This window comes from Tsuneonella sp. HG094 (assembly GCF_053819285.1).
In genome coordinates this window covers 2,004,846-2,015,587 of sequence record NZ_JBSORA010000001.1, presented here as the reverse complement: position 1 = coordinate 2,015,587, position 10,742 = coordinate 2,004,846, and the positions used below count along the sequence as shown (strand labels likewise).

General features: G+C 59.4%; 10 protein-coding genes and 1 pseudogene. 7 read left to right on the top strand and 4 right to left on the bottom strand.

The genetic code is table 11. The features are described from left to right. Nucleotides 1-41: 41 nt before the first annotated feature. The 3 genes from ACWPMX_RS10020 (at nucleotide 42) to ACWPMX_RS10010 (ending at nucleotide 3,717) form a co-directional block, all read left to right on the top strand. Nucleotides 42-746 carry a Crp/Fnr family transcriptional regulator gene (locus ACWPMX_RS10020; protein ID WP_455699877.1) on the top strand — a complete coding sequence of 235 codons (705 nt, stop codon included), beginning with the start codon at nucleotides 42-44 and terminating at the stop codon, nucleotides 744-746. Nucleotides 747-1,039: 293 nt separating this feature from the next. Further along, on the top strand, nucleotides 1,040-2,767 hold the full coding sequence (locus ACWPMX_RS10015; protein ID WP_455699876.1) for an amidohydrolase family protein: 1,728 nt from the start codon (nucleotides 1,040-1,042) through the stop codon (nucleotides 2,765-2,767). A gap of 260 nt (nucleotides 2,768-3,027) precedes the next feature. Continuing rightward, nucleotides 3,028-3,717: an alpha/beta fold hydrolase gene (locus ACWPMX_RS10010; protein ID WP_455699875.1), complete on the top strand. Its 690-nt coding sequence runs from the start codon at nucleotides 3,028-3,030 to the stop codon at nucleotides 3,715-3,717. A 200-nt stretch (nucleotides 3,718-3,917) separates the two neighbouring features. On the opposite strand, the gene ACWPMX_RS10005 is transcribed toward ACWPMX_RS10010, so the two are convergent. Next, nucleotides 3,918-4,541, bottom strand: coding sequence for a hypothetical protein (locus ACWPMX_RS10005; RefSeq protein ID WP_455699874.1), 624 nt, complete (start codon nucleotides 4,539-4,541; stop codon nucleotides 3,918-3,920). 425 nt (nucleotides 4,542-4,966) lie between these two features. Here ACWPMX_RS10005 and ACWPMX_RS10000 point away from each other — a divergent pair, with 425 nt between their 5' ends. The 3 genes from ACWPMX_RS10000 to ACWPMX_RS09990 all read left to right on the top strand — a co-directional run bounded on the left by ACWPMX_RS10000 (nucleotide 4,967) and on the right by ACWPMX_RS09990 (nucleotide 7,361). Then, nucleotides 4,967-5,665, top strand: coding sequence for an adenylate/guanylate cyclase domain-containing protein (locus ACWPMX_RS10000; protein ID WP_455699873.1), 699 nt, complete (start codon nucleotides 4,967-4,969; stop codon nucleotides 5,663-5,665). Then, nucleotides 5,662-6,585, top strand: a complete 924-nt coding sequence (locus ACWPMX_RS09995) for a TIR domain-containing protein (RefSeq protein ID WP_455699872.1) — start codon at nucleotides 5,662-5,664, stop codon at nucleotides 6,583-6,585. Before ACWPMX_RS10000 ends, ACWPMX_RS09995 begins: the two co-directional genes overlap by 4 nt. 191 nt (nucleotides 6,586-6,776) lie before the next feature. Further along, a complete protein-coding gene (locus tag ACWPMX_RS09990) occupies nucleotides 6,777-7,361 on the top strand; it encodes a hypothetical protein (protein ID WP_455700805.1) in 585 nt (194 codons plus the stop codon). 11 nt (nucleotides 7,362-7,372) lie between these two features. On the opposite strand, the pseudogene ACWPMX_RS09985 reads toward ACWPMX_RS09990, so the two are convergent. The 3 genes and pseudogenes from ACWPMX_RS09985 to ACWPMX_RS09975 form a co-directional block, all read right to left on the bottom strand. Further along, a pseudogene (locus ACWPMX_RS09985) lies at nucleotides 7,373-7,516 on the bottom strand (hypothetical protein); the annotation flags it as partial. Further along, complete coding sequence (locus ACWPMX_RS09980) at nucleotides 7,513-7,920, bottom strand: DUF2924 domain-containing protein (protein ID WP_455699871.1); 408 nt, start codon at nucleotides 7,918-7,920, stop codon at nucleotides 7,513-7,515. The pseudogene ACWPMX_RS09985 and the gene ACWPMX_RS09980, both read right to left, overlap by 4 nt. Then, nucleotides 7,917-8,210 (bottom strand): DUF3489 domain-containing protein, encoded by a 294-nt coding sequence (locus tag ACWPMX_RS09975; protein ID WP_455699870.1) that lies wholly within the window; start codon nucleotides 8,208-8,210, stop codon nucleotides 7,917-7,919. The genes ACWPMX_RS09980 and ACWPMX_RS09975 overlap by 4 nt, the downstream gene beginning before the upstream one ends. A gap of 193 nt (nucleotides 8,211-8,403) precedes the next feature. On the opposite strand from ACWPMX_RS09975, the gene ACWPMX_RS09970 reads away from it, so the two are divergent. Continuing rightward, on the top strand, nucleotides 8,404-10,668 hold the full coding sequence (locus ACWPMX_RS09970; protein ID WP_455699869.1) for a TonB-dependent receptor domain-containing protein: 2,265 nt from the start codon (nucleotides 8,404-8,406) through the stop codon (nucleotides 10,666-10,668). The last annotated feature ends 74 nt before the right edge of the window (nucleotides 10,669-10,742 follow it).

Sequence of the window (10,742 nt, the reverse complement as noted above, 5' to 3'; positions counted from 1 at the left end):
TTTTTCAGGTAGAAGGGCTCTCACCCTCGCGGAGAACGAGCGTGCCAGAAGACCATGAGGTGCTCCCCGCGGGCATCATCAACAAAGAGAATTGGATTGCTGAGTTACCTGCCGAAGTGCAGGCAGCGGTGGAAGCGCGGATGACGCGATTCACGGTCGAGCCTGGCATGCCGGTGAAGCGCGCAGGGGAGGCAGCGACACGAATTTTCCAAGTCGAAAGCGGCTTCCTGAGCCTTATCGGTCTTCATGCCGACGGCCGGCAGGCTCTGATCACAATCTATGCTGCCGAAAACTGCTTCAGCGAGACAGCTCTGATCGCGCGACGCCCTCATAACCACACCACGATCGCAATGACCCACTCGGTTATGCGGCAACTCGATCAATCGGATTTCTGGGATCTGTATCATCGGCATGCAGAGATCCCGGAGGCGCTCTGCCGCAAATTCGCCAACGCGATCTCGCGGCAAATGGCCAGCAGGGAACAACGGGCGACGCAGCGACTCGGGCAACGGATTGCCAGTATGTTCGTGAACTTGTCAGAGCACGCGTCCCGCCCGATGCAAGATGGGACGATCGGCATCACGTTGCCGCTCACGCAGAGCAATATCGCTGACCTCTTCGATGTGACGCGGCAGAGCGTCCAACGAGAGATCAATCAACTGCGGGACTGGCGCATCGTCGAGAAGCGGCAAAGCGGATGGGTCGTGTTGGAGCCCTCTAGGCTACTTCGCCTCTGTTCGTACTGAGGGCACCGAGGAACGCGTTAACGATGGGCTTCCCTTGATTGCTCTGTGTCTTGCTTGATCCTACATTGGCCAAGAGCAGACTTTCAGCTTTCGGCCCAGTAGCGGGCGTTCGTGACCCGCAAACCCTAAGCGACTGCTATTGGGCCGTTTCCGGACAGTCGGGTTTTGAGCAGGTGGTAGGGGAAACCGGACTGCTGCGCCGGCGGATCGGTAACGAACCAGTTCGCATTAAGAGAACTTGGCGAAAGCGGAGGGCCTAACTAAGCAGTTGCTGGTTGCTTGGGGGAACAGCAATGAAAACTGTGATTGTCGGTGTGAGTCTCGCGCTGCTAGCCGCAGCTGTACCTGTTGGTGCAGAAGAAGTGGCACTGCTAGGCGCTACGATCGTTGACGGCAACGGCGGCGAGCCCATCAAGGACGGTGTTATTCTCCTCGATGGCGACAGGATTGTCGCTGTTGGCCCAAAAGCGACGTTAAGTCTTCCAGCGGGCGCGCGCAGGATCGATGTTTCAGGAAAGTGGATCACGCCCGGACTCATCGATGCACATGTCCATTTCTCGCAGTCGGGCGGTATCTATACACGTCCGGATGCCATCGATCTTACGGCCATTGTTCCGTATCAGGAGGATCGCGAGCGCTCCAAGACGTCGCTGGACGATACGTTCAAGCGCTATCTTGCTAGCGGCGTTACCGCTGTCGTGGATGTGGGTGGGCCGGTATGGAACTTCGACGTGCGCGATCGCGCGCTGGGTCCAATACCAGCGCCCAGAGTGGCCGTTGCGGGACCGCTGATCGCAACCGAGCCGGCGTCCGAGACCAAGAAACTCGATCTCGGCGACCCCGTGATCATCTCGGTCGCGACCGCGGACGAAGCACAGGCTATCGCCAAGGCACAACTCGCGCGCAAACCCGATCTGATCAAGATCTGGGGCATCGGATCGGGGCCCGCCGGCAGTGCGCGCGTTCGCGAAATCACGAGCGCGATCGTTGCCATCGCCCGGCCAGCCGGAATCCGGGTCGCCGTTCACGCGACTGACCTCGACATCGCCGAGGCCGCACTTGACGGCGGGGCCGACGTGCTAGTTCATAGCGTCGAAAATGCCCCTCTCACCCCCGATTTCATTGCCAAGCTGAAGGCGAGGAATGTGGTCTATGTGACCACGCTGATGGTGCATGAAGGTTATCGCGACGCCTTTCTTGGGGGGGCCAACCTCACGGCAATCGAGCGCAGCAATGCTGCCCCCCATATCGTGGCGTCGCTTTACGAGATGCCCCGCGAGATCATCGATCGGGTCACCGCCCGTTATCCGGCCCCTCCGGTCCCGCAAGCATCGGCGAATGCCGTTACCTTGGTGAAGGCCGGTGGCCGGGTTGCAGCGGGGACGGACGCAGGCAATATCGGAACACTTCACGGCCCGGCTCTTCACAGGGAACTCCAGATGCTCTCTCAGGCAGGGCTGACGCCGAGCCAGGTATTGACGGCCGCAACCCGCGACGCCGCATTCGCCTATTCGAGCAAACCGGAGATTGGCTTGATCTCTGCTGGTTATCGGGCTGACCTGCTGGTTTTAGACGCGGATCCCTCCGAATCGGTCGCCAATCTGGCGCGGATTTCGCAGGTATGGAGCCGGGGCGTAGCCTACCGGCCTTCGGAACTGCTGCCTACGAGCCCGGAACTGGTCGTGCAGCGGCAGCTCGAACGATACAACGCCAGAGACCTGGAGGGTTTTCTCGCTACATACGCAGACGACGCGAAGATCTACGACCTGCCAGCAACGGCCAAACCGAGCATCGACGGCAAGGAAGCGATGCGCAAAGTTTACGGCAATCTATTCGAGAAGTTTCCGGGCATTCACTGCCGCGAAGCCCAGCGGATTGTCGAAGGCCGCTTCGTTATCGACCAGGAAGTCTGTTCGATGGATACGAACACCCGGCCCTTTCACGCAGCCGCGACCTATGAAGTGGTCGACGGGGCGATCAAGAACGTGTGGTTTGCGGAAGCGCCGCGACCGCAAGAATAATAGTTGTTCTTCTTTGTAATGGCGACGTTGTTCCTGCCTTAAGCGTGTCCATGCCTCTGCGACTTTCAGGCCTTGGGCCGTTAGCAGACTGGCGGCTTCTAATAACCAATTCGGGCCAGGGGACAGTCGCAGGCTAGGCGGCCATTTGTCGCTGCGAGACGTTCTCCTCATATGACCATGCACCACACGCGCTCAGGCCGCGGGAAACCCCTTCTGCTCATCCATGGCTTGGGGGAAGCCACCGCTCTTGGGACCCGGTCTTGACCTCTCTCGCCAAAACGCGGGAGGTGATTGCACTCGACCTGCCTGGCCAAGGACAAACCCCTGCAGAGGCCGATAGCGGCACGTTCGCTGGCTTGGCACGCAGCGTTGAAGACTGGCTGGCCAAAGAGAATCTCGAAGGGATCGATATGGTTGGCAGCTCGATGGGCGCTCGCCTCGTGCTCGAGATGGCTCGGCGCGGTCGCGCCGGGGCGGTCGTCGCGCTCGATCCGGGCGGGTTCTGGCAAGGATGGGAACGCACGTTCTTCAGGACCACCATTACGGCGTCGATTGCAGTCGTGCGGGCGATGCAACCAGTGCTTCCTGCCATCACCAAGAATATCGCCGGCCGGACCGCGCTCATGCTTCAGCTTTCTGCAAAGCCTTGGGCGCTGAATCCTTCTTTGGTTGCGCACGAACTGCGGTCGTTCGCCGGTACGTCTACCTTCGACTCGCTGGTGAAGGACCTTGCTACCGGGCCAATGCAGGAGGGCCCTGCGGCCACCAACGCGCCGGTCGTCATCGGCTGGGGTCGCAAGGATCGATTATGTCTGCCGCAACAGGCAAATCGGGCGATAGCCGCCTTTCCAAAGGCGACGATGCACTGGTTCGAGCAAAGCGGGCATTTCCCGATGTGGGATCAGCCAACCGAGACAGTTACAGTAATCCTCAACGCCACGGGTCAGTGAATTCGCGCGACACTGGGGAGCTGGTGGGTGGCCGAGTGGCGAAAGAGAAGCTCCTAGAACGGTGGCGCTTTATGGCCGGAAGCGGAATGGCAGGTTCTAAAACATTTATAGGGAAAGCGGACGTTTCTTTGACTGTTACACTATGAGGATGGTCACAACGTCGTTGACATTTTCGGTCCCGGATCGCGCGATATTGTTGGTCAGTCGGACGTAAAGAACGCGTGCACTTTGGCGAGAAACGAAATTTCGGATTTTGCTCGCACTTTCTTCGTCGCTGCACGCAGCGGAGCGCCGAAATCAACTTCAGACCGTAGACCGTAGGGTGCAGTCAAGCACGTGCACCCCGCCGGCGCGAAGAGCCCCCAATCGGCAGGCACAGGCGTTCGGTCGAGGCCGGCACAGACAGTGCAAGCATCAGGATGAAATACGTCGTATTGGATTTCGACCGGATAATCCGGATGGTCGGCCATCATACGTGCACAGGACTGCGCATTGCGGTGCCGGAAGATCACGAAAGATGCGCGCAGCAGCGTGGTCTCGTGCGCGCGGATCGGATCCAGCATGCCTTTTTTGCTGATTTCGGCAAGTGCGGCGCGGCTCAGAAAGGCGTTCGCCCTAATTCCGATCGCGCGCTTTTCATCGTCGGAGAGCTGCTCGCCCATTTTACGGTAAGCGGTGCAGACCGACCGCGGATGCTCCCCCTGAAAATCGGACAGCAGGTGTTTGATCGTCGCCGCGGCTTCCGGTTTAAGGAGGCCGAGGTGTTCGACCGCTTCTTGAGCGGCTCGCGTGCGGATTGCCTGTTGGTCGGGAAGACTGTCCATGACAAACGATACTGCCCAACACCGGTCGGGCGGGGCAAGCACAAAGACCTCAGCGGAGATATCCCCGGATGTCCAACTCTGCAAACGGGCGGTCCCGACGTGTTTGACCCGCTGCTCAGCAGCCACGCGGACAATGCACAGCACGGCTACCTTATAGCGGAATGGCTGGACGCCAATACGCACCAGTCGACGCCGGTGCGGCAGGAATTCGAACAGACGATGCGCAAACCATGCCAGCGAGGTCTGAGGGAAAGGTCAAAGCGTCACGCTGGCCGACATGGGGCCGATGGCTGACTATCCGGTTTTAGCAGTCTGAAAGATGCAACCAGCCAACCTAATGTTTGACGTTATGCGACGCTTGGTAAAAGACAAGCCAATATTCAACTGAACACCTTCATAGCAACCCATCGGAAATAGGTAACAACGTGAGCGTCGCTGACGACATTAAGAAGAACTCTTCCGACACCTTCGGAACGAAATGGACAGTGCGCGATGGTCAGGTGGTGCCAAGCGCTAGCGATCTCAAGCTGACGAATGACGCTGTCCGTTTCGAAACTGCCACGGTGCTTTACGCTGACCTCGACCAGTCTACCGATCTGGTCGCGACCAGAAAGTGGGAATTCGCAGGTGAGGTATACAAGACGTTCCTCTATGCTGCCTCGCGGCTGATCCGTCACCACGGCGGCACGATCGTGTCCTACGATGGTGACAGGGTTATGGGGGTATTCATAGGAAACAGACAGCGAAACGATGCTGTGTCTTGTGCCTTGAAGATCAACTACGCGGTGAAAAACTACGTCCAAGCAGAGAAGGAAAAACATTGGACTGGTAACTTCAAGATCCGCCATGTGATCGGCATCGACACATCGGAGATACGCGCCGCACGCACAGGTGTTCGCGGCGACAACGACCTGGTGTGGATAGGCACCGCTGCAAATCTCGCTGCCAAGCTTACATCGCTTAGCGCAGATCAGCCGACCTGGATCACAAAACGGGTTTACGATTACCTCGATGGTTCGCAGAAGCTTGGGTCCAAAGGCGAGAATATCTGGAAGAGCTGGAAATGGACCCAGCACAATGACGAGGAGATCTATTCCTCGACCTATTGGAGTCAGTTCAGTTGAGCGGAATAATCGATCGTTTTCGGGGTGACGCGGGTCGCGGCAATCTCATTGACGCAATGCTGCAGCAAGAGATCTTGAGCGGTAATCGCGAACTCGCCGAGGAACTCGCCGACAGAGCCGAGATCATCGAGGTCTCCGAGGGCGAAGCGATCATCTCCCAAGGTGGCGACGACAGCGATCTATTCCTGATTGTAGCTGGCAGCTTTAGGATCGTCGTGAATGGTCGCGATGTGGCTTCACGAGGGCGAGGTGACCATGTCGGTGAGATGGTAGTGGTCGAGCCATCTCAGCGTCGGTCAGCAGACGTCGTAGCTACTGAGATCGGGCTGGTCGCCAAGATCACCCTCGCCGACGTCACCGATGTCGCCTCACGCTATCCTGACATCTATCGAGTCATCGCAAGGACACTGGCCCGTCGCCTGCTCGAACGCAACAAGCTGGTTGGACAGCACCGCGAGAAGATACGGGTCTTCATCATCTGCTCGGTAGAAGCGCTGGCCGTCGGGCGCATCATCGAGAACGCGTTCGAGCATGACGATTTCGTGGTGCGGCTCTGGACGAACGATGTTTTCAAGGTCGCGAGCTACGCTCTGGAATCACTGGAGACCGAAGTCGACGATTCCGATTTCGCCATAGCGATCGCGCATAGTGACGACGTGACTCTGTTCCGGGATCAGGAATGGCCTACCCCTCGGGACAATGTGATCTTCGAGCTCGGGCTTTTCATGGGCCGCCTTGGCCGCAAACGAGCCATTTTGATGGAACCGCGCGAGGAAAAGGTAAAGCTGCCCAGTGATCTTACTGGTGTAACCACCATCCCCTACTCCTACGAACCCGGCAAGGACGCCGCGGCACTTATGGCGCCAGCATGCAACACCCTGCGCGACCACATCAAGGAATGGGGCCCGTTCAACGGCTGAGACCTTGTCTGCCCGTTGGTAATCCACAAGATGCGCGCTGAAGAGCTGGTAAGCCTGGATAAAATCTAGATGTTCTGCTAACGTTCTGGTCGTCGACAGGTCGCAGCCATTCCGGTGATTCGCGATCATCAGGGAGGCTGCATACGATGGCGTGGAATGAGGATCGTGCCCGGAAAAGAATTCGGGATTTCATGGACAGCGTGCCGGAAGGCGACATCAAGGTCGAAGATTTTCGCACCTTCCTCACCGAGGCTCGGGTGCAGAAAGGGATGGCCTCCGACGCATCCGTCCGTGCCGCTCTGGTCGATATCCCGCGCAATAGGGCAATTACCACGGACGCCGTTCACGTCTACGCTAATCTCATCGACTTCAACGGTGTATTGACAGAGGCAGGACGCGAGACCGAGGCAAGCCATAAGCGGGCGCTGGAATTTCTCCATGCGCATTACCAAGGCTGTGACGAACTCATCGACGAATTCGAGATGCAGCGGGTGGATTTCCACGGCTCGAGGCTGCATGCCGTGGTTCTGGCCCCCGAAGGCGCCGAGAACGAGGGCGAACGTGTTCGCGTCGCCGTCGCCTTCTCCGCTGCGTTTCGGGAAATGGTCGAGAGGCTCGGCGACAAGCATCCGAACTTCAAGACCGGTGTCTGCATCGGCATCGACAGCGGTCCTGCTGTCGCCATTGATTCCGGCCGGCGTGGCGAGCGTGAACCGCTCTTCATCGGCAGCCCGGGGCGCTCCATCGAGCCTCCCGAGAATCCGCCGTCGTCATAGCGTGCCGGGAGCAGCTTCCAGCCTTCGTGCGCCTGGCTGCGGACGTAGGCCTCGCCCGCCTCGCGCTGCGCGTCGAGCGAGTTGAACGACTGGTCGAGACCCTCGTCCGAACTCTTGCGAGTATAGATTGCGCAGCGCAGCGCCTTGTTTCTCACGATGCGTCTCGCAGGCCGAAGAAGCGCGGCCCGTTCCACTTCGAGCCCGCAATCGCGGTTGCAGCTGCCGACAGGCTGGGAAACAAGCGATCCTCGAAACGAAAACCCGCTTCCTCGACCACGACCTCTACGATCCGGCCCTTCCACTTACGTGTGAGCCGGGCACCGATCCCGAGATGCTGGCCCTCGGGTGCAGCGGCGCCGGTCCGCGCCAGGGCTTTGCGTGTATCGGCATCGAGCCCGCCATACGCCTCGGCCTGCACGCGCCAGGCGAGCAGCTGACGCAAGATCGGCACCGAGCGAAGCCGGGGAGGGGCGCCGTAACGCCGCCTCCACTCACTTCTCAGTGCTTCGAGATCCATGCCGCCGATCGCGACAACGACATATGCGACATCGCGGCTCATGCTGGCTTGCTCGCCCGGTAGCGGCGGACGCCGTCGACCTTCTCCGAGGTGATCACCAGGCTGCGCTTCTTCTTGAGCGCCCCGGCCATCGCGCCGCGCACCGAGTGCTGCTGCCATCCGGTCGCCTCGACCATCGCAGCAATGGTCGTCCCACCGACTTCGGTCAGGAGACGCTCGAGCATGTCGAGGCGCGTAGGCGGCTTGGTCGCTGCTGAGCTCATGACGGCCGCGCCTTGCGGTTCGCGCGCCATGCGCCGCTTGCGGGCGGGTGATGAGGTCGTGCTGGTCATTGTAGTTCTCCGGTCGTGCGCAGTGGCCGGAACTGGCCGCCGCTACCGGCGCGAGCCCGGAGTGCCGGGCGTGGTCACAGCAATGCTCAGGTCACCGTGACAGTCCAGTGGAAAGGGGCGGGCCGATTCCTTGGGGATAAAATCCCGTGTGATGCCGTGGGAATCACACCGATGTTCTTGTATTGTACCCGTCATGGCAACTGCGACCACCAAGGCAGCCAGCGCTGCCCATCGCCCGCTCGAAGTGGTGTACAAGCCGCTCGCGAGCCTGACCCCCGACCCCCGGAATGCGCGTACGCATCCAAAGCGGCAGATCGAGCAGATCGTCCGGTCGATCGCTGCGTTCGGGTTCACCAACCCGGTATTGGCAGACGAGGCGGGGAACCTCATCGCCGGGCACGGCCGCTTGCGCGCGGCGAAGGAGATGGGCCTCGCCGAGGTCCCGGTCATCGAGCTTGCCGGGCTTAGCGAGCCTCAGAAGAAGGCGCTGCGCCTCGCCGACAACAAGATCGCGCTCAATGCAGGCTGGGACCTTGAAATCCTCAAGCTCGAGCTGGCAGACCTGTCACTTCCCGAGATCGACATCGACCTGTCGCTGACCGGGTTCAGCGCGGGCGAGATCGACGTCGTGCTGGGCGATACACCCGATCCAGACGACGAGGTTACCGGACTGGGCAACTACCGAGATTTTCTGTTTGATATAACCATCCCGCAGCGGCTTTTGGCAAACACGGGCCCGTATGTAATCAGCGGCGGAAATGGCACCCAGGCGCGTAACGGCATCCGTCCGGACAACGTGGTATTTACCGCCAGCGGCGCGGGCAACAAAGTGACCCGCGACCTATTCGCAATCGATTTCGGCATCGAGCGGCAACTTGGTTTCGGCCCCTTCACCAGCATCAAGGTTGGCGGCTATTACTCGCGCGAGAAGGCGAACCAGATTTTTCAGGAAAACGCCAACCTTGGAGCGCAACTCGGAAACCTACCGAGCGACATCTTTAAGCTAAATGATGCCGTAACTTCAGGAGCACCCTTCTTCGGCGGCGGCGCACCCGGTGCCGAACGGGATGGGTTTCTCTCGCTCAACATACCGGTGATCGAGAACGCGATTTATCCGATTCTGACCACCATTCCCCCAGGCACCACCTTCACGCTTACCGACCCGCAGCTTGCGGTATTCTTTCCCGAACTTACAGTGGCGGCGCGCAGAAGGATCGACTTTGCCAAGATCCTTGCCCAGTCGCCGCGCAACCCGCTGACCGGCTTTATCCCTCGCTTCCCGCTTACGCGTGTCCTCGGGCAGAACTTCACTTCAGATCGCGACAACCTCGAGCTTTTCGCAATGACCAAGTTTGACTTGGAGGAGTTCGCGAGCTTTCCCATCCGCGGGAATTTGGGCTTGCGGTATGTCCGGGCCAAATTGTCTGGGCTGGTCGAAGATCAGGCATTGCAGTTCTACACTGCGCTCGGCTTCACCCAAGCCGATTTCCGGCCCGGGTATTTCCAGCCGGCGACGCCGGCCACAGGAACATTTTCGTCATGGCTGCCTTCCGCTAACCTAGTGTTCGATGTGACCCAGAACCTTGTGTTGCGAGCGGCCTACTACAAAACCTTCGAGGCCTTCGACCTCGCGGAATTTTCTCCCTCGCCGACTCGCATCATAACCGATGTCGACCCTGACACCGGTGAAACGCAGGCTTCGGTTCGCATTGACGTCAATCGCTTCGGGCTCAAGCCGCGCAGCTCAACCGCCTTCGACCTCAACGCCTCCTGGTACAACCGCCCCGGCAGCGTGATCGCGATCGGCTATTTCCGGAAAAACGTGGTCAACGATATCCTGACCCAAGACAATTTCTGCCCGGTTGGGACGACCTTTTCGGCCGACGGTCAAGACTTCGGCCCACTGTTCCTTGATGCATCAGGACGTTGCCGGATCAACGAGGGCGAGGTCGTCGTAACAAACAATCCGCGCATCGTCATCAACCAGATCGTCAACAGCCCCACTGTGCTGAAGGTCAATGGTCTGGAGTTTCAGATCCAGCAAGCATTCGACTTCCTCCCGGGGTTCTTGCGCAACACTGGGGGGATATTCAATTACACGCGCGTCCGCTCGAAGAGCGCGAGCGGCATGAAGCTCTACAATGTCGCGGGGGATACCTACAATATCATTGGCTATTACGAGGACGACGTTTTCCAGGCCCGGCTTGCCTACAATCACGCGTCCGCGATCGCTTTGGAAGGCAGCGGTACCTTCACCGGCAGCAGTTCGATGGTGCGACCGCGCGGACAGCTTGATCTCTCGATGGCGGTCAAGCCGGCACCCGCATTCGAAGTGCGATTGGAACTCTACAATCTGACAAACTCGCGACGCGAAGAGTACGAAGGGTTCTCGGAATACAACCGGGTGGCGGATTTCGATGGCCGCACGGGGTCACTCGGAGTCACGGTGAAGTTCTAATGCGGAGAGGGCAGCGCATTCTTGCATGGTCCCTGCTGCTAAGCGCTTCATCAAGTGCAGGGACGCCGCGTCTC

What these genes read in the sequence shown, in the direction of transcription:
- ACWPMX_RS10015 (WP_455699876.1), top strand. Translation starts at nt 1,040, where the DNA reads ATGAAAACTGTGATTGTCGGTGTGAGTCTCGCGCTGCTAGCCGCAGCT.
- ACWPMX_RS10005 (WP_455699874.1), bottom strand. Translation starts at nt 4,541, where the DNA reads ATGGACAGTCTTCCCGACCAACAGGCAATCCGCACGCGAGCCGCTCAA.
- ACWPMX_RS09990 (WP_455700805.1), top strand. Translation starts at nt 6,777, where the DNA reads ATGGACAGCGTGCCGGAAGGCGACATCAAGGTCGAAGATTTTCGCACC.
- ACWPMX_RS09980 (WP_455699871.1), bottom strand. Translation starts at nt 7,920, where the DNA reads ATGAGCCGCGATGTCGCATATGTCGTTGTCGCGATCGGCGGCATGGAT.
- ACWPMX_RS09975 (WP_455699870.1), bottom strand. Translation starts at nt 8,210, where the DNA reads ATGACCAGCACGACCTCATCACCCGCCCGCAAGCGGCGCATGGCGCGC.
- ACWPMX_RS09970 (WP_455699869.1), top strand. Translation starts at nt 8,404, where the DNA reads ATGGCAACTGCGACCACCAAGGCAGCCAGCGCTGCCCATCGCCCGCTC.